Raw genomic sequence first — 19,182 nt, 5'->3', positions numbered from 1 at the left:
TTTTCGACTTTACGATTTAAAATTATAATCACTAGTATGTAGTATGGTGCCGGACAAAACAAGTAAATGTAATCTTGCAGGCCTAAGAAAAAGCAAAGGGCTTACTCAGGAAACATTATCCGAACTGTCGGGTGTTACCGTGCGTACTATTCAGCGCATAGAATCAGGTCAGGTGTTGCCCCACATGCATACATTAAAGCTTATTGCTGCAGCATTAAGTATTCATACCGATGAAATTTATCAAAATGAAGAATTGCCTTCAGAACAAGATGGCATCACGCCCAAACTATTACCCCTGATTCATATCATTCCACTATTGGGTATTTTAATTCCTTTCGCCAATCTCATTTTGCCTGTTGTATTTTGGTTAATATACAGAACAGAAAGTGACTGCTATGATATGGAAGGCAGGAAGGTCATCAATTTTCAGATTACGATTTCATTATTAGGTTGTATCAGCATTCCGTTACTCATTTTCTACATGCCTGTTGGTTATCCGCTATTGATTTTATGCTACCTTATCGGAATCATATTTTCTATACTCAACACCATAAGAGCAGTCAAAAATGTTTCCTCTTTTTACCCACTCAGCATCCGTCTTTTAAGAAACCGCTCAAATGTCGGGTAACTGACGTATAAGTGTCGTTGTAGCCATTAGCGTTTTTACAGATTTTTGGATAATAAAATGATCACCACCAACCGTTTAAGCATTATCTTAAAAATCAACGCTATGACTTTAAAATGCGCACTTGCTTATTTTCTTTTTTTATTCCAATTATTAAATTCAATCAGGTCGATGATATTAAAAGATTGGATGGAAGCACGGTATCAGTTGCAGAGATTAACACTACGGTAAAAAGGCTGATGGATGCAGCGAATGTTCAGGGGTTAAATCTGGCTATACTAAACCACAATAAAACGGTATTCGTTAAATCTTATGGTTTTAGAAACAAACCGCAGCACACCATGTTAGATACCGCGACAATTGTATATGGAGCATCTTTGAGTAAAGCTGTTTTTGGATACTTAATGATGAAATTGGTGGAGGAAAAAGCGATTGACCTGGATAAACCGCTTTATAAATACCTGAAAAAGCCAGTGCCAGATTATGAATATTTCTCTGATTTAAAAAATGATGACCGTTGGAAATTAATTACGGCAAGAATGTGCCTGAGCCACACCTCAGGCCTGCCGAATGTAAGATGGTTTAATCCCACAGAAGCAGCTCCCTTATTTGATTCGCTCGGTGTGATTAAAATTTATTTTGATCCGGGAAGCAAATATGCTTACTCTGGTGAGGGGTTTAAACTTTTACAGCTAACGGTAGAAGAAATATGCGGAAAAAATATAGACGAGTTGGCTCAGGAAAAAATATTTAAACCACTGGGTATGGCGCGTACCGGATACATATGGCACGATTCATTTGGTGATGATAATGTAGCGGTGGGGCATATGGATAATGGTGATATAGATTCGAAAAGGAAGCGTACCGAACCAGTTTCAGGAGGATCAATGGTCACAAGCATTGCTGACTATGCAAAATTTATAGAAAATGTGATGCAGCAAAAAGGTTTAAGTAAAAAAATGTATCATGAAATGTTTTCTCCACAGATCACGATCCATTCCAAAACACAGTTCCCGCCCGTTAGTACTGAAACAACAACCGAAAATGATGCCATACACTTATCTTATGGACTAGGTTGGGGTTTGTTCAATTGTAAATATGGAAAAGCATTTTTTAAAGAGGGAAATGGCGGGGCCTGGAAAAATTACAATATTAATTTTATAGACAAAGGGATTTCGGTCATTATTACGACCAATAGCGAAAATGGTGAAAAGATATATCAGGAACTTTTAGAAACCATACTCGGCGAAACCTGCATACCCTGGAAATGGCAGGGTTATGTGCCTTACAATTACAAAAAACAGGAGTAATTATTCTGAACAGGCGGCTTGAGTAAAATACTATTTACCTGACTCAAATATTTCGACCTTACCCGAATTCATGTTATAAACACCTCCTTTAATCATGATTTCGCCTTTTGATTCCATTTCTTTTAATATCGGGCTTTTACTCAGAATCTCCTGAATAGCCCATTTTACGTTCTCATCGCAAACGGCTTCTACAAAAGCAGGATTTGAAGAAACAGCGTTACCGTGAAATGAAGCTTTCGCAGCATTAACCGCCGGGTTAATTTTTTGAAGTAATGTGGTGATATTCCCAAGCTTAACACCATCTATAGCAGACTTAATTGCGCCGCAATATTCGTGTCCCAAAACAAGCACAAGTTTTGCACCTGAAACCTTACAGGCATATTCCATACTCCCCAGAACATCATCATTGATGATATTTCCAGCTACCCTAACCACAAAAAGGTTGCCTATGCCACTGTGAAATACATCTTCTACCGGCACTCTCGAATCTAGGCAGGAAAGTATAACGGCTTTGGGGTATTGTCCAAGAGATGCTTTCCTTACTCTTTCAGTAGTATTACGTATGGTTAGATTATCTTTTGTAAAATCGAGGTTGCCTTTTTTTAACCTGTTAAGCACGTCTATCGGATTAAGTTTTGCCTGCTGCTCTTTTGTTAAAATATCAGCGGTCAAAATATCTTCGGTAGCAATTACCAGTGTATCTTCGCTATTAACCGGATTGGTTTTCACCTCAGATTCACTTTGTTTGCATGCACTTAACAGCGTCGCCGTAAATAAGAAAAAGAATAAAAATAAGCGCTTCATACCTTAAAGAAATAACATTTAAACTTATGAATTATTCTTATGCTTCACAATATCTTATACATATTTTAAACTGACAGGAATGATCGAAAATATACTGACCAAGCCCCTTAAGAGCTGACCAGGACCGTGCCTGATAGTCACTCGTACACCATGATCTTCAGACTCCTGACGGCTGAGTTCCATGATATCCTTAACGATATACTTTTTCACCTTTAATCACGGTATACACTCTTTAGAAATATTCAAATACTGCGCAAAACCATATCCCTGCTATTTGAAACACTACCTTTCCTGTTTTATGGTTTTAGTTTTGCTATTATTGCGACAAGTTTGATGAAAATTAAACTTAACCATATGAAAAAGATAACCCTCATATTGCTCAGCTTCTTTATTGCGCTATCTACCGTAAATGCACAAAAAGGCATCAACTTTAACCGCACTTACCCTGGCGGGGGAAAACTACTCATTTGTGTAGATAGTTCAGTCAAAAAAGTCTACTATGACAATGTATTCCCCAATCAACCTCATACGTCTTTTAATTATTTACCTGAAGTAAACAATTTAAGTATCTCGATTAATTTTAGAAAGAATATTAATATACAGCACTATCGGTACACCATTTTGGAAGATAATAAACCAATCGTGGTAAATAAGCCGATCGACATGGCACAACTGAAAGATACCCATGCCGGAGGTGATGAAGAAGTATTCAGTTCAACAACACTTGGCATTTTCCATATAAAAGGCAAAACGATTACAACATTAATTTATAGTATCGAAAAACCTCTGGATATTGACAAATCTGTTTTTTATGGAAAGTCTATTCCCAAAGCAAAAATCAAAGGTTTTTCTAAGCTTACAAAAGATGAAAAGGGTTTTAAATACAGCTGGATAACCGACCCAAAAGAAAGAACAAATTTTACTTTTGCTAAAAATGACCTGGAATTACAAATTGTAAAAGACAAATCGGATATTGATTATCTATACTATACCTCAATAAAAGACAAAAAAACGAATAAAATCATTTTCGAATCAACTTCCTGGCAATATGGTGGCTTAATTGAAGAACATGACTTTTTACCTAACCTAAAGATCGATAAAAACATTTTCAAAAAATCGGGAGATTACGAAATTATTATTCAGCCATCAGCATTTATTCGATATAACATGCCGCCAAAAGAAATCGAAAAATATACGGCCAGATATATGCTTGCTATCACTTTAGATGAAGAAAACTATACCAAAAAAGAGCTTTATAGCTATGCGTTAATTGCAGCATTTATTATCGGTTTAAATTTTTTACTTATACTTCACGCTATCAAAAAAAGAAACAAAAAAAAGCTGGCCGAAAATGAGCAGCAAAAAAACACGGCAAAGCTTCAGCTTAACTCCATTCGTTCCCAATTAAACCCTCATTTTCTGTTTAATGCACTCTCGGGCATTCAAAATTTAATGAACAAAAACGAAATAGACAATGCCAATAAATACCTTTCTAAATTTGCCCGGTTAACGCGTAACGTACTTGATGATAAAGAACTGATTAGTTTATCGCAGGAAAAAACGCTGCTAGACGATTATCTACAAATGGAGCAATTGCGCTTTGGCTTTAAATACGAAATTTACTACTCCGATAATTTAGCTTTAGAGAACGTAGAAATACCAAGTATGCTGCTACAACCTTTTGTAGAAAATGCGGTGAAGCATGGTATATCGAAAAAGGGCACAGATGGAAAAATTATGATCACATTTACTAAACAAGCGAATGATTTAGTGCTAACTGTTGCCGACAATGGAAATGGATTTAACATAGAAAAAAAGAACAATGGCCTGGGTCTTCAATTGAGCGATAGTAGAATAAAACTCTTAAATAGTATTTATAAAGAAAATCGCTTTATTTTAGCCACACAATCAACCGCTAAGGGCACTGAAATAAGTTTAACACTGACCGATTGGCTATAGTATGATGAGGGCAATTTTAATAGACGACGAAATTTCCAACTTAGAAAACCTGCAGGCATTGCTAGAAAAGCATTGTCCGCAGGTAAGCATAATGGCTACAGCGCAAAATGTAAGTGATGCCGTTACTGCTATTGAAAAACATCTGCCTCATTTAGTGTTCCTGGATATTCAAATGGGCGAGCAAATCGGTTTTGAGGTATTAAAACTACTACCAGCACGTGATTTCGAAGTTATTTTTGTAACTGCTTACGATCAATATGGCATACAGGCTGTAAAATTTGCCGCCTTAGATTATCTTTTAAAACCCATTGATATTGAAGAATTGATAAATGCGGTAAGTAAAGCTGAAGCTAAATTGACCAAGCCAATACCAAATCTACAACTCGATTTTTTACTACAACAACTCAAAAAGCCAGAAACGAATGTGAGCAAAATTGCCCTACAGATGCAAGGCGAAATCAGGTATGTTACTTTATCAGAAATTATACGTTGTGAGGCAGACAATACTTATACCCACTTTTTCCTTTCGGGTGATGAAAAAATATTAGTTTCTAAATCACTAAAAGAATATGCAGATTTATTGCGTCCTAACGGATTTTTAAGAACGCACCAAAGCCATTTAGTAAATCCAAAGTATGTAAAAAGCTGGTTAAAAGAAGATGGTGGTATTTTACTCTTAACATCAGGAGAAAAAATACCCATTTCTAAGCCCAACAAGGACACCGTAAAACAAGCCTTGCAACGACTCTAAACAAAATCTCTCTTATTCAATTAATGTTGAAACGCTTTATCATGATTAAAAAATCAGAAAAGCCTCTCCCATATTAGTGGGAAAGGCTTTGTATTTTACTGATATCAGTTTATTGCGTCACCAAATAGGCCGATACATAATATTTACTATCTGTTTTTTCAAATTCGGCCTCGGGGATTGATATTTTCAAAGTATGTTTTCCTTTTGCCAATGGACCCAGGTTGATAATACGTGTGGGTACAGGGCCGCCTGGGCACCACGAGCGACGTTCTTTGCTAATGTCGCCGAAATAAATACCATTAGGCTGCGTATTATACATCTCAAATGGTGCACAATTTTGGCTCATCTCTATGCGGGTATATTCTTTACCGTCCAGATCTACAACATGTTCTCTCCAGTTGTATTCTTCTCCCCCTTCGGCAGCTCCATGTCCTGATGAAATAACATAAAGAACTGTTGCTTTATTGTTGTCAGGCAATTCGAAGCTTACTTGTTTACTGTTTTTTCCCGCGGCTTTATCCTTGCCGTCTAAACTGTAATAACTCAACAATGAAATTCCTTTTTGTGCAGGCAAATCCTTCACTTTATCGCTGATTAAATCTACCGACACATTAAAAGTTAGTAATGAACCATCGCAACCAATTACTTCCCTTTGTCCGGCACCAGTTGTACCAAATACCTCGGTTAATAAATAAACATCCTTTCCGGCTTGTTTTATCGTACTAACCATTTGGTCTATTTGTGCTTCGTAAGGAATATGGTCGGGTTGGCGGGTACGGTACATAAACGGTGTCATGATCCTTAAAAGTTCAAATTGCTCACCTTTTTCTGCATTAAATTGTTCACCTTTTGGCATAAGAACCAGGGTGACATGGCCAATTCTATCATAGTTATCGCAGCCTGATTTTATGCTCACCTTTATTTTTAATGTTTTACCAATCTTATCGATTTCGGCTGAACTAAGCTGACGCAAATACTCCGCATTATTGATGCGTGTTACTCCTTTAGGAACCGGATGGCCTACCTTTTGTGCATAACCATCATAAAAATCAACATTTGTTAACACATTGATGGTTGCCAGCTTCTCTGTTAACTTAGCTAAGGCTGTGGTGATCTCTCTACCTAATGCGGCGCTTTTTTGTTTGGCCGGTAGCCGATCGAAAAATTGTTGTGCTTTATTGATGTTGAAAGCAGAACCATCAGTGCTTACATACATTAACAAAGCTTCGGCAGCATAAGGTTTGGTGATATTTATTGATAAAAATTCTGACAATTGCGCAAGTTTCAGGTTTTTCACACTATCGATCTCCTCATCAACATTTTTTCTACCAATGGTATCTTCGGCTTTTACCCGTCTTTTTTTCCAACCCAGTAAACGCAATGAAGTATCTAACTTTAAGTATGGCTTTTTAAAGATCATGTAATCATTATTTACGGCAGACCCACTAATTATGGATTTACGCAAATAACCTTTTGCACTAACATTTACCAATCCTTTGGAAAGATACAGGCTCAACGAATTAGGATCAGCGGCTGCATTTGGTGAAGTATTTGGCTTAGTAAATTGTAAAGAAGCTTTAATATCGATATCAGCCAGACCTTTAAAACTGAATTTATTGCCTTTAATTATTGCACTGTCTAAGACCTCTTTGCCATTTCTTTGGAAGGTAAAATAAATCGCCCGATTGGCAGAATCGTAATCAGGTAAATTAACCGTTCCCTGTAATTGGAAAGGGACATCAGTGTTTTTTTGTGCCATTAAACCTGTTGACGAAATGGCGATTAATAAGAGCAATAGATATTTTTTCATCTGTTAAAATTGTTTTCTTTTGCGATGAAGCTGTCGTGATTTAAAGTGGTTTATTCTTTTCTAAAATAGGTCAATGTAACCCAGCTTTTTAGCTTCGGTAAATATCATAAAAAATTAAAAGTGAATTTTCCGTTATTTTATCAAAATATGATGCAAAATATGCCAATGCTGACTTAAAAGGTGCGGAAACAAAAAATCCTTAACAATCATTATGTTAAGGATTTAAATTTTAAGTCGTACCGATCAGCAGGAATACTTTGAACATTTAAATCGCTTTTTATTGCTTATAGATCTATAATTGAGGACTTGGAATAAAAAAATTCATTTGAGCAGACATCGAAATACAAAATAATTTTCGATTACCACACCTTGACCAGATTATAATAGAACGAAAAATTTGGCAAATGTCATTAATAGTATATCACATCCATTCATTTGCCGATGATTCCAAACCAACTAAAACCACACTATAGTGGTTCTCCTGGGCTTCTACTTTAAAGCAACATCCATTTTGTTCAAAAATTTATCAACCGCATCTCTTATATCAATCCCAGACCTTTCAGCTAAAACAATCAACCACCAAATATTTTCGCCTAGTTTATGTTGCAATTCAGCCTCCGAACCGGCTTTCGGCCAGCGTTGCTGTTCCGACATAATGTTGCGCCCCACTAACCCAGCATCAGTCAAATAAGCCAACGCATCTTCTTCCACAGTCCACTCGCTTCCATGATGCAGCACCTCCAGTTCATGATACTTTTTTCTTATTTCCAGAGACCTACGAATAATCTCGTCAAAATTTTCTTTACTCATTGCTATAAATTTATTTAGTGAATTAAGTTCGCATTGACAGAAGAGATCTTGTCATTTTTAAATTTAAATTCAAACGTCCCTCCAATTTTACCTTCTGGAAAATCACCAGAAAATTGCACTACCAAATGTGCATTTTGCTGATCTATTATTGTCAGTTCTACTTGGTCTGTATGTGTGTTGTACCCTATAAAATAGTCGTCAAAATATTTCCGAATCTCTTTATGCCCTTGAAATTTTCTACCTACCGATGGATCGTCTAGAATAGCATCAAATAAATAAAAACTTAGATATTTCTCCGCATCGAACATGTTACTGGCTGTAATCCATTCCGTGATAAAAGTTTGTATGTCCATTTTTTCTTTTTGTTATATACGTGGGTTTGGTTTAAATGCGGAATGTACTTTACGTAAAGCTGGCTTAATGTTCACCTAGAACTGAATCACAATTTAGTTCAATAAACTCTTTTTGTATTCTGAAGGGGAAAAAGAAGTCTTGCTTTTAAATAACTTATTGAATGACTGAGGGTGTTCAAAGCCTAAATGATAAGCAATCTCAGCTATGCTAAATTCATCTTTTGCAAGATATTCCTTGGCTTTTTCAATCACCTTTTCATGGATAAACTGTTGGGTATTTAATCCGACCAGATTTCGCAGCAGATCACTCAAATATCTTGGTGTTACATTTAGATTTTCGGCTACCGCATTTACGGCAGGAAGTCCTTTAATCAAAGAACCCTCTCCTTTGAAATAGTCTTCCAATTGCTGTTCTAATCTGGCAAGCAAGTCATGGGTTACAGCCTTCCTGGTCAGGAACTGCCGGTCATAAAAGCGGTTGGCGTAATTGAGCAAAAGTTCAATTTGTGAAATGATTACATCCTGACTGAATTTATCAATGCGTTCGCTCAGCTCCTCCTGAATAAATCTGTAAATACTCAGAATGGTTGCTTTTTCCTTCTCGGAAAGATAAAGAGCCTCGGCTGCTGAGTATCCGAAAAAACCATATTGTTTGATCTGCGTATTTAACGAATAATGTCGAATGAAATCGGGATGGATGTGAAGTGTCATCCCACTATAATCTGCTTCTTCGTCCTGCATTTTCAATAGCTGTCCGGGGGCTATGAATGACATTCCACCTGATTCAAAATCATAATATCCCAGACCATATTTCAGCGCTCCGGAAAAGCTTGTCTTAAATGATATCTTGTAAAAGTCTAATATAATACCCTGTTCAAAATCCCTTGGATCAAACTTTGCATCTCCATAATTCATTACACTGATGAGCGGATGCGATGGAGCAGCTTGACCCATTGCCTTATGCAATTGTGATAACGAACTGAATATGACGGGCTGTTTTTTCATAGTACAAATTTAAGTAATCCATAAAGAAAGTCATTTCTGCCAGATTGGTATAAAATCCGGCAGAGACAACGAAACTAAAATATAAATTGCGAACGTATTTTTTCGAATTGCCCTTCGGGCGTCAATTCCAAACGTTCCTTGTACAGACCGATAGCATCATTGCCTGCTATATACCTGAGCTGTTTTTTGTCATCAGTGGCTGCTTCATAAATAATCTGGGCTACGTCGTCTGCTTTTGAATAATTGGCAATCTGCTCCTCGCTATAGCCTTCACTAACTTTTGCTACTAGTTGAGTGTATGCTTCGTGCATTCCACCCTGTAAAGACCTTCCTGCAAAATCAGTCTGCATTCCTCCTGGCGCCACCACTTTAACTTTGATCCCAAATTGTGCCAATTCGTAAGCCAGCCCCTCTGAAAAACCATCTACAGCGAATTTGGTCGCATTATAAATCGAACAGGTAGGATAGCCCAATAATCCAAATGTACTGGTAACATTGATAAAGCTTCCACTTCTGCTTTCTCTAAAGTAAGGAAGAAATGCTCTGGTTACATTGATCACACCAAACAGATTGGTCTGCACCTGCGATAGAATTTGCTCGTCTTTCAAAGCTTCCAACGGACCTATCAGACCGTAACCGGCATTGTTTAGCACAACATCAACAGCATAGGATTGTAAAATAGTCGAAACTGTTTTTTGAATTGCTGCAGCGTCAGTAACATCCAATTTCACCAAGGTTACGTTTGGAAGCTCTTTAAGTTTACTTTCCTTTTCAGGATTTCGCATGGTTGCGATCACGCTCCAGCCTTTTGCATGAAATAATTCAGCTGTTGCTTTACCTAGCCCTGATGAGGCCCCAGTGATAAAAATTGTCTTTTGCATAATTCGTTTTTAGATTGAACTATGCAAAAGTGGACATTCCGTAAAGTATGGAATTAATCGAAAACGACATATAGTAAGCCAGAATGACGTTTTGGGCTTGAATTCGCAACAAGTGATCTAAGCCATTCTTCCCATACCAGACTGACCATGGGCAGAATACTTTGAAAATAGCAGAGATTACCTAGAAAGGCGATTTTGAAGATAAAAAAACCGTACTTAGAAATGTTCTAAGTACGGTTTATACCATTAAGAGGAATACTTTGAATTGTACCCAAGAGGAGATTCGAACTCCCACACCCATACAGGCGCCAGCCCCTCAAGCTGGTGCGTCTACCAATTTCGCCACCTGGGTTTGTGCTGCAAATATAATTTAATTTTGGATTTTAAAAAGCGTTTAAATTTCTATTTTCAAACCATCATAAGCCAATCGGATTTGCGCAGGTAAATTCTTTTCCACATCGGCATGTTTACCCAGGTTATGACTGATGTGTGTTAAATAAGTACGTTCTGCACCTACCCTTTCGGCAAAAGCAATGGCCTCGTTTAAGGTAAAATGAGAAATGTGCGACTCTTTCTGTAAAGCATTCAACACCAAAATCTTGGTTCCCTTTATTTTTTCAAAACTTTGCTCCGATATGGTTTTGGCATCGGTAATGTATGTAAAATCGCCAATCCGGTAGCCAGTAATGGGTAATAAATGATGCATCACTTCAAAAGGAACTATCGTGCTTTCGCCGATTTTAAAATCTTCGCCATTGGTTACCGTATGAAGATTAATCTGTGGCAAACCATGGTATTTGGTTTCGGCAAAAATGTAATAAAACTCCCTTTTCAAAGCTGCCTGCACCCGATCAGTGGCATAAACATCAATTACCTTGTGGAGCAGGTAATTAAATGGCCTAATATCATCCAGACCGGCAATATGATCTTTATGTTCGTGTGTAAACAGAACAGCATCCAGGTCTTTTACCTTTTCGCGCAAGAGCTGGTAACGGAAATCTGGTCCGCTATCTACCACGATGGTTTTATCAGTTGTTTCGAGTAAAATCGATGTCCTTAACCGGTTATCTCTTTGATCGGCAGATAAACAAACTTCGCAACTACATGCAATTACAGGAACGCCTTGTGATGTACCAGTGCCTAAAAAAGTAACTTTCATCTGCTTAAACTTTCCTTTCTGTTGATGTAATTGTAGTTTTTTATCTCCATTAAAATAATTCGGTTTGCTGTAAAGATTGATAAAATTGCCGTTGTTTTTCGTCTAACTGGTTTTCATCGGCGTTGGTTTGTTTAACCAGGGCAACCAATGCAGCAATTTTTCCTTCCAGATTCGAAAATTTATTTACTACAATAACCTTATTGTGCTCGAGCAGGCAGGAACCTGTTTTAAAGTTCCCTTTCTCGTAACGAACCTTATAACCCATGGCAAAAAGCAGGGCTTCTAATTTCTCTAAAGTATGGTTTGTTAGTGGCAATGACATTGGAAACAAACTTAGATAAATCTGCGCAGCATTCATAAATACCCGATGAAAAATTTATCAACCATCATGTTCATTTCTAATAATCGGCGTCATCTCGACCGTAGTGGAGAGATCTTTTAATCTAGTTCAAAGATCTCTCCACTGCGCATTGCTCCGGTCGAGATGACGATTCATTGTAAACCTGTCATCCAGCTCCTCTGTTTTGGCTAAATATTAACTTCTATCAGTGTCGGGAATCGTGTTCGCTTCTGCCAGTTTTATTAAAATGCGCTGACCTCACTATTATTCTATTTTTTAAATGTTGACTAGAAACCATTGTTTCTTAAAAGGACCAAGCCGCTTAAACCCGACAGCAGCGGTAGAGAGCGGCAAAAATTAATACTTGTGCTAAGCGGTGGTTCTTTTTAGGCCAGAATGTTTTTAATAGCAAAAAAGATGCTGAAACAAGTTCAGCATGACGACCGCCTAAGGACTATTACACAATAAAACTTAGGTGATTAAGGCATTTTACCCATCCAAGCTTTTTCAACACCTAAGTTACCTTAGCACATATTCATGATAAATAGCTAAGATTGTTATCAAACAAAAAAGGTTCAGCTGTTTCCAACTGAACCTCCAGGTTTCATCCCGCCCAGGCGGAAATCACAATTATCTTAAATCTACTACCTCAACACCAGGATATTTCTTGGCATCGAAAGCAAAAGTAGTTTCAGGTACGTTTACATTTGGTGAAAAAGTTTTTACGTTGTACGTGTATTTGTTACCGTTTTTATCGAATAACACCACATTGGCAATTTGTTTAGCGGCTTTATCGATACTTAAACGAACTTTAAAAATCGATTTTTTAGCATCAACCGGTGTTAAATCAATCATTTGATAAGTTTTAGCACCTGATTTTTCTTCGCCAGTGTACACATATTTAAATCCTTTTTCGTAAACCGTAAAAATTTTAGCCGGATTAATGGCATCACCACTATTATCTACATTGCTTACTTGCACCTCTTTGTCTTTTTTCAAATAAGTCCATTGGCTTTTACCATCACTAAATAACTCCTGGTTAGTCATGGCTACTTTATACTTATTCGAATTGGCTTTAACATACAAAGTACCTTGCTGGGTTTCTTTTACTTTAGCTTTTGGATTATCCAAAGTGAAGGTAAAATCTGTTTTTACAATATTATACGATTTGTATTTTTTACTCACCTCTGCTAAAATGGCTTTAGCTTTCGCATCAGTTTGAGCATAAGTTGAAGTTGTAAAAGCAACTACAACCATTAATGCTGAAATTAATTTCTTCATCTTTTCTTTTTTAAATTTTTCCTTTGAAACGTTAGAGTAGATTTTTTGGTATTGGTTTAATCTAGTCTTTGTCATTCATACTGTTCAAGAACTGTTCCAAAGAATACTCATCAGGGTATAAAACTTCGCGGGCCTTACTTCCTTCAAACGGACCAACAATACCGGCGGCCTCTAACTGATCGATAATCCGGCCTGCCCTGTTATAACCCAGTTTTAGTTTACGCTGTATTAATGAGGTAGAACCCTGCTGATGCATCACGATCAGCCTGGCCGCATCTTCAAAGAACTTATCACGTTCATTAGGATCAAAATCGGCCTTACTGCCTTCGCCTGCTTCATCTATATATTCTGGCAGCTGATAAGCATCGGCATATCCACGTTGGTTCCCAATATATTCAGAAATGCGGTCTACCTCAGGTGTATCAACGAAAGCACACTGTAGCCTGATTAAGTCGCTTCCTGTAGATAAAAGCATATCACCACGGCCAATTAACTGATCGGCACCACCACTATCCAAAATGGTCCTCGAATCGATTTTCGATAACACCCTAAAAGCCAATCGCGCCGGGAAGTTGGCTTTAATGGTACCGGTAATAATATTTACCGATGGGCGCTGCGTAGCCAGAACCAAGTGAATACCAATTGCCCTGGCTAACTGCGCCAAACGTGCTATTGGTGCTTCAACTTCTTTACCTGCCGTCATCATTAAATCGGCAAACTCATCTACCACTAATACAATGAAAGGTAAAAAGCGGTGACCGTTATTTGGATTAAGCTTGCGTTTAACAAACTTATCGTTGTATTCTTTTAAATTCCTCACCTGTGCATCTTTCAGCAAATCGTAGCGCTGATCCATTTCGATACAAAGTGAGTTTAGCGTATTTACTACTTTTTTAGTATCGGTAATAATGGCATCGGCTTCACCAGGTAGTTTAGCTAAAAAGTGTCTTTCTATACGGTTAAATAAAGTTAACTCTACTTTTTTCGGATCGACCAGTACAAATTTCAATTGTGCAGGGTGTTTTTTAAACAACAGCGAAACCAGGATGGCATTAATTCCTACCGATTTACCCTGACCAGTTGCCCCTGCCACCAGTAAGTGAGGCATTTTAGCTAAATCGGCAATAAACACCTCATTGCTAATGGTTTTACCTAATGCAATAGGCAAATCCATCGTGGTTTGGCTCCATTTCTCTGTATTTAGAATACTGCGCATGGGCACCATTTCCGGGTGTTGGTTGGGCACCTCGATACCAATGGTACCTTTACCAGGCATTGGCGCGATAATACGGATACCTAAGGCGGCTAAAGAAAGTGCAATATCATCCTCCAGGTTCTTGATTTTCGAAATCCTTACCCCAGGGGCCGGGATAATTTCGTAAAGGGTAACCGTTGGACCAATGGTTGCCTTAATCTTATCAATTTCAATATTGTAATGATTAAGGGTTTCTACAATTTTATTTTTATTGGCTTCCAGTTCTTCGGCATTTACCGAAATTTTATTGGTACCATAATTCTCTAACAAATCAATTGTTGGATACTTATAACCAGACAGGTCTAACTTTTCATCATAATTGCCAAACTGCTCAACCAGATCATCCGATTTTTTATCTTCTTCAGTTTTTTCGATCGTAAAAGCAGGTTCCTTTTCGGCTTCGATTGGTGGCTCAACCGTTAAAGGAAGTGTTGCTGCCGCAGTAGCAAGAGGCAAATTAGTAGCAAGAGGCGATAACACCACAGGAGCTACTGTTTCTTCCTCTTCCTTTTCTTCGAAACGGCTCGGCTGCAATACCACATTTTGCGGTTTACGTTCGTTACTTACCGGCTTATCGCGTACCGGAAATTCAATAGGTTCTGATGGCTCGTCGAAAGTCTGGTTTTTTACGGCTTGCGCCCTAATGTCGTTTACATAATCCGGGGTCTCGTTATCCAGGTAAACTTCTTTCTCTTTACGCTCCGGAAATTTAAAATCGATGTTATAGGCGATGATTAAAATCGTTAATCCGGCAAAAGCGATTAATCCGGCCACACCGGCCGCACCAATTTGGGCAGCTAATAATTTATTACTCCAATAACCAAACTCACCCTCTAAATAATGTGGCGATTCTGACCAAAAACTATGTGCAAAGCCTAAGGTTAGTGAAATAAACAATAAAAAGAAAAAGCTATAACCTAATGTTTTAGAGATGGAAAGGATTTTAACTTTAAATAATAAACGGTAACCGATAATAAAAAAGGCCAAAACGAACAAGAAAGATGCAATACCGAACCATTCGTAAATAAACTGGTGCGATAATAATGCACCAAACTTACCTAACCAGTTTTGCACAACCGGGATAGAAACGCCTGCTTCTTTTAGTTCTTCTGTTGTTTTAAAAAGATTACTCCAGCCGCCATTTGCGTCGATTACATAACTCTGATCGTCTTGCCAGGTAAATAAATACGAAGTAAAAGCAATTAAAAAGTATAATGACAATATCACAAAAAACAGACCTACAATTTTAACTGCACGGCCATCTGCCAAATCGAAGCTTGGCAAAAAATCTCTTTTTTCTTTCGGCTGCCGACCTGATGATGATCTGCCGGGTGCACTTTCTGCACCTTTATCTCTGAATGTATTGGTTTTAAACTGGTTACCCCTTACCGACATTTTCTATCCTAAATAATTTAATATTGAACAAACTTAGATAAAACTGCGCAGCATTAACGAAAGCCTGACAAAAAAAATAATCACAAATTGTAACCATTGCTGTTATATGCTTTCTACCACGCCTCCTCTTTTTAAAACAACGCATCAAACCCGAGGAAATATATAGTTATACCTTTTATTTTTATAATGTGCCTTAAATTAAATAAAAATATTCATCGGGCATTAAACCTTAAACAGAAATTATTGTCTATTATTTCAACAACACACAAGTTGTTACGTTTTGTCAAATGAAACGGATTTTGTTTTAGGTTTTATCCCGTTTTGCCTGGAGAGGTTAAACGGGATTTTTTTTTCGTAAGATTAATTGCTTAGGCCTATGGGTTTTGCGTTAGGGATTGTAAGGGTTCAGTACCGATCCTTCATCGGTACCGGAGCGAAGCGCAGCCCTGAAAAGCCCGACCCTTTCCCGTATTTCACGGGATTGGGTAACGCCCATATTTTTTAATGGTTAACCAATGCTTAAATGAACTCAGGTGACTTAGGTGGTCCGTATTATTTTGAAAAGCAGGGTTCTGTGCACATCGGTTATAACAGTCCTGCTATCACTTCTCCCGACTTTTTTACGTCGGGATCGCTTTATCAGGTTTATTTAACCTGATTCAGTAGAGCTTAGTTTTAAAAACCTACCAGGTCTTGTGACTTTTGCTAATTTGCTTTACACTATATATATTTAGGCATTAAAGTTTACAATTCCTTAATTTTAGTTAATTTAAAGCGATTTTTGAAACAATATGATGGGTATAGCGCAACTCGAAGAACAAATTGAGGCCGGAAATTTACAAGCAGTAAAAGAAATTTTGGTTGAAAATCCAAAATTGGCAAATATTGATACCTCACATCACATTTCGCCATTATTATTGGCTTGTTACTATAAAAAACAGGAAATAGCCGACTTAATTGCTGAGTTTGTAGATCATTTAACCTTATTTGAGGCCTGTGCAGTTGGTAAATTTGATGCCGCTACCTTATTGATTTTTCAAAACCCGGAAAGTATAAACGAATTTTCTGAAGATGGTTTTACACCGCTAGGTTTAGCCTGCTATTTCGGACATGAGGAATTAGCTAGATTTCTGGTTTTAAAAGGTGCTGATGTTAATCTGGCTTCAAAAAATGGCTTCAATGTATTTCCAATCCATTCGGCAGTTGCCGCTAATAATTTCAATATCACTAAAATGCTGCTAGATGCCGGCGCATACCCGAATGTTTGTCAGAAAGCAGGCTTAGCCCCTTTGCATACTGCCGCACAATTGGGAAATATAGAACTGATTATTTTATTATTAGAACACGGAGCAGAAGTTTCTTTACGCATGGAAGGTGGTAAACTGCCTGCAGATTTAGCCGCAGAAAAAGGTTTTAATGAAATTGCAGAAATTTTAAGAGACGATGATTAGACAGTTTTCAGTTGGAAGTTTGTAGTTCTCAGTTTTAATCAACTGTAAATTGAATATTGTTAACTGTAAACTGGATACTGAATCATTCCCATATTCTCAGACGCATTCTTTTCATGTATGTCCTGATATCGAGCACCACGGCGGCCAAAAAATAGAATAATATTGGAAAACCCACCGCCAAAAACGACGAATAAATAAAAAACAAACGAACTTTAGCGGTACTCATATTCAGTTTACTGGCCAAATAAGTAGAAACCCCAAAACTCTGCTGTTCAAAATAAGTTATAATTCTCTGGAACATTTTAAGCCTATTTTAAAATCTTAACGCACAACACTAGATAAAAATTATCCAAAACCGAAACCATCATTTTGCTTTCAAACTCTAATTTAGCAAATTTAATTGGTTAAATTTCAATAGCCCAAGCAAACTCGTTATTCCAAAACCAATTTTTCGAAATCCTGTTTATCCTCGTGTTTAATAAAAAGCGTTTGTTGTTCTTCCAGTCCTGAAAATTTTTTGATCAGTTCTGCCTTAAATTTATGGATATCGACATCTTTATTCAAAATAACAGTTAAGGCATCGGCATTCCCCCTAACTTCAATAATCTGATTGGGGTATAGTTCTTTTAGCTCGTGTGGAAATTCCATAATGTAAAAACGGATTATAAGGTAGAAAGTTTTATCGGAAATGAGAATCTGTTTAGGCTTGTTTTAAAATTTTAATTCCAATACCACAAGATAGGCATTTTTTCTCATCACAATACTGCTTTTTTAGCTGCAAAATTCCCTGCGACGCAAATGCATGATCCATCTTCACTCCTGCCCCGGTAAATTTATCGGTAATGGCATTTTGTTCAGGCGGCAAACTTTCTAACAGTTTAATCGCCCTGCTGATATAATATGGTGTAGCGGTATGTTTTCCATAAGCGAATAAAAACAAGGCTACTGTATTTAACAGGATATTATCTACAGATGTTTTGCCCATCTGGATATTTACCGAGGAAGCTACTTTTTTAAAATGATAATGTGTTTTCCAGTAATCGTTTACCGGCAGATTTTCAAATAAGGTACGCAACTCAGCCACATTCTTTATTTCCATAATTTTGGAAAAAAGATGGTTGGCCTTTACAATTAATGCTGCAAATTGCGCCAGGCGAATTGTTGGAAAGTTTTGAGGACGCATCCGCATAAACTTCCAAAGGGACACGTCGACTGGTTTAAGGTTATATTTCTTTTGAAGAAACTGAAATTCGGTTTTTAGCCGTTTCGGATATTCTTCTTCAAAATGATCATTTAAAAATCCTGCTGCACCAAAAACCAATGCTTCTATCTGATGTGGATTATTTTTATGCTTGCCATAAATCTTCTGCGAAACGGCTTTGGAAAATAACTCGAATGGCAAAGCATTTATTTTGAATCCAAAATTACGCGCCATGAAACGGTAAAAAGTCTCATCCCAATTTCCGTTTAATTCGTTTAAAGTTTCCGTAACCGCATTTGTTTTCTGCTCAAAACGTTCAACTAAAGTTCTCGATAAAAAGGATTCGACAATTAATTCATCTACCTTACCTATTTGAGCAATGCAAGGAAAATCAGTCAGTGTAAGAAACAGGTTTTCATACTTTCTAATGAGATCTGTAGAGATGCGGTTTTTCAATTCCAAAACCGGTAAAATGGAACCATCCATCCTGTTTATTTCGGCATCATGTTCGTAAACTACATGCAGGATTACATTTTCATATGCGGGGTTCAACTGATGGTTGTGTTTTAGCCAATCTGATGATTTAAGGTGGATTTCTACATTGCCTGCCCAGATGGTATCGCCAATTTCGATTTTTGCATGAAAAAAGTCGGGACCGGCATTTTTATTCAGTAAGCCGGGGTTTATGATTTTCAGATTTTCGCCACGAGTGGTTTGCAGACCGTTAAAATCAAACGACCTGAATTGCCAAACATAATGAAGAAAATCTTCTGGAAAATTCATTCTTGAAGA

At 37.4% G+C, this 19,182-nt stretch carries 18 protein-coding genes and 1 tRNA gene; 5 read left to right on the top strand and 14 right to left on the bottom strand.

Annotated elements, in window-relative coordinates:
* Positions 1 to 43 precede the first annotated feature (43 nt).
* Complete coding sequence (locus AC07YT_RS07365; protein WP_086545436.1) at positions 44 to 628, top strand: helix-turn-helix domain-containing protein; 585 nt, start codon at positions 44 to 46, stop codon at positions 626 to 628.
* A 113-nt stretch (positions 629 to 741) separates the two neighbouring features.
* Positions 742 to 1,935: a serine hydrolase domain-containing protein gene (locus AC07YT_RS07360; protein WP_086545435.1), complete on the top strand. Its 1,194-nt coding sequence runs from the start codon at positions 742 to 744 to the stop codon at positions 1,933 to 1,935.
* 30 nt (positions 1,936 to 1,965) lie between these two features.
* Here the strand turns inward: AC07YT_RS07360 and AC07YT_RS07355 are convergent, their stop codons facing one another.
* Positions 1,966 to 2,739, bottom strand: a complete 774-nt coding sequence (locus tag AC07YT_RS07355) for a carbonic anhydrase family protein (protein WP_086545434.1) — start codon at positions 2,737 to 2,739, stop codon at positions 1,966 to 1,968.
* Positions 2,740 to 3,093: 354 nt separating this feature from the next.
* Here AC07YT_RS07355 and AC07YT_RS07350 point away from each other — a divergent pair, with 354 nt between their 5' ends.
* Together AC07YT_RS07350 and AC07YT_RS07345 are read left to right on the top strand one after the other, a co-directional pair.
* A complete protein-coding gene (locus tag AC07YT_RS07350; protein WP_086549267.1) occupies positions 3,094 to 4,698 on the top strand; it encodes a sensor histidine kinase in 1,605 nt (534 codons plus the stop codon).
* Position 4,699: 1 nt separating this feature from the next.
* A complete protein-coding gene (locus tag AC07YT_RS07345; RefSeq protein ID WP_478359005.1) occupies positions 4,700 to 5,449 on the top strand; it encodes a LytR/AlgR family response regulator transcription factor in 750 nt (249 codons plus the stop codon).
* A gap of 109 nt (positions 5,450 to 5,558) precedes the next feature.
* On the opposite strand, the gene AC07YT_RS07340 is transcribed toward AC07YT_RS07345, so the two are convergent.
* The 10 genes from AC07YT_RS07340 to AC07YT_RS07295 all read right to left on the bottom strand — a co-directional run bounded on the left by AC07YT_RS07340 (position 5,559) and on the right by AC07YT_RS07295 (position 15,738).
* Positions 5,559 to 7,259 carry a peptide-N-glycosidase F-related protein gene (locus AC07YT_RS07340; RefSeq protein ID WP_086545433.1) on the bottom strand — a complete coding sequence of 567 codons (1,701 nt, stop codon included), beginning with the start codon at positions 7,257 to 7,259 and terminating at the stop codon, positions 5,559 to 5,561.
* 489 nt (positions 7,260 to 7,748) lie between these two features.
* A complete protein-coding gene (locus AC07YT_RS07335; protein WP_086545432.1) occupies positions 7,749 to 8,069 on the bottom strand; it encodes a nucleoside triphosphate pyrophosphohydrolase family protein in 321 nt (106 codons plus the stop codon).
* A gap of 14 nt (positions 8,070 to 8,083) precedes the next feature.
* Positions 8,084 to 8,422: a nuclear transport factor 2 family protein gene (locus tag AC07YT_RS07330; protein WP_086545431.1), complete on the bottom strand. Its 339-nt coding sequence runs from the start codon at positions 8,420 to 8,422 to the stop codon at positions 8,084 to 8,086.
* 93 nt (positions 8,423 to 8,515) lie between these two features.
* Positions 8,516 to 9,427, bottom strand: coding sequence for a helix-turn-helix domain-containing protein (locus tag AC07YT_RS07325; protein ID WP_086545430.1), 912 nt, complete (start codon positions 9,425 to 9,427; stop codon positions 8,516 to 8,518).
* 74 nt (positions 9,428 to 9,501) lie between these two features.
* Positions 9,502 to 10,308, bottom strand: coding sequence for an SDR family oxidoreductase (locus AC07YT_RS07320; RefSeq protein WP_086545429.1), 807 nt, complete (start codon positions 10,306 to 10,308; stop codon positions 9,502 to 9,504).
* 268 nt (positions 10,309 to 10,576) lie between these two features.
* Positions 10,577 to 10,660 (bottom strand) — tRNA-Leu (locus AC07YT_RS07315).
* A gap of 42 nt (positions 10,661 to 10,702) precedes the next feature.
* Positions 10,703 to 11,467: an MBL fold metallo-hydrolase gene (locus AC07YT_RS07310; RefSeq protein WP_086545428.1), complete on the bottom strand. Its 765-nt coding sequence runs from the start codon at positions 11,465 to 11,467 to the stop codon at positions 10,703 to 10,705.
* Between the two features lie 49 nt (positions 11,468 to 11,516).
* Positions 11,517 to 11,789, bottom strand: coding sequence for a hypothetical protein (locus AC07YT_RS07305; protein WP_086549265.1), 273 nt, complete (start codon positions 11,787 to 11,789; stop codon positions 11,517 to 11,519).
* A gap of 648 nt (positions 11,790 to 12,437) precedes the next feature.
* Positions 12,438 to 13,088, bottom strand: coding sequence for an outer membrane lipoprotein periplasmic chaperone LolA1 (gene lolA1, locus AC07YT_RS07300; RefSeq protein ID WP_086549264.1), 651 nt, complete (start codon positions 13,086 to 13,088; stop codon positions 12,438 to 12,440).
* 61 nt (positions 13,089 to 13,149) lie between these two features.
* Positions 13,150 to 15,738 (bottom strand): FtsK/SpoIIIE family DNA translocase, encoded by a 2,589-nt coding sequence (locus AC07YT_RS07295; RefSeq protein ID WP_086545427.1) that lies wholly within the window; start codon positions 15,736 to 15,738, stop codon positions 13,150 to 13,152.
* A gap of 791 nt (positions 15,739 to 16,529) precedes the next feature.
* Between AC07YT_RS07295 and AC07YT_RS07290 the strand changes: the two genes are divergently transcribed.
* Entirely contained in the window at positions 16,530 to 17,189 is a 660-nt protein-coding gene (locus AC07YT_RS07290; RefSeq protein ID WP_494945253.1) for an ankyrin repeat domain-containing protein, read from the top strand.
* Between the two features lie 82 nt (positions 17,190 to 17,271).
* On the opposite strand, the gene AC07YT_RS07285 is transcribed toward AC07YT_RS07290, so the two are convergent.
* From AC07YT_RS07285 to AC07YT_RS07275, 3 genes are all read right to left on the bottom strand, one after another.
* Positions 17,272 to 17,490 carry a PspC family transcriptional regulator gene (locus AC07YT_RS07285; protein WP_086545426.1) on the bottom strand — a complete coding sequence of 73 codons (219 nt, stop codon included), beginning with the start codon at positions 17,488 to 17,490 and terminating at the stop codon, positions 17,272 to 17,274.
* 131 nt (positions 17,491 to 17,621) lie between these two features.
* Positions 17,622 to 17,837, bottom strand: coding sequence for a hypothetical protein (locus AC07YT_RS07280; RefSeq protein WP_029277138.1), 216 nt, complete (start codon positions 17,835 to 17,837; stop codon positions 17,622 to 17,624).
* A 52-nt stretch (positions 17,838 to 17,889) separates the two neighbouring features.
* A complete protein-coding gene (locus tag AC07YT_RS07275; protein WP_086545425.1) occupies positions 17,890 to 19,173 on the bottom strand; it encodes a DUF2851 family protein in 1,284 nt (427 codons plus the stop codon).
* Positions 19,174 to 19,182: the final 9 nt, after the last annotated feature.

It is taken from the genome of Pedobacter sp. GW460-11-11-14-TSB4 (genome assembly GCF_059423705.1).
Note: the sequence above shows the minus strand (reverse complement) of the source record. Positions and strands in the feature narration are given on the sequence as shown.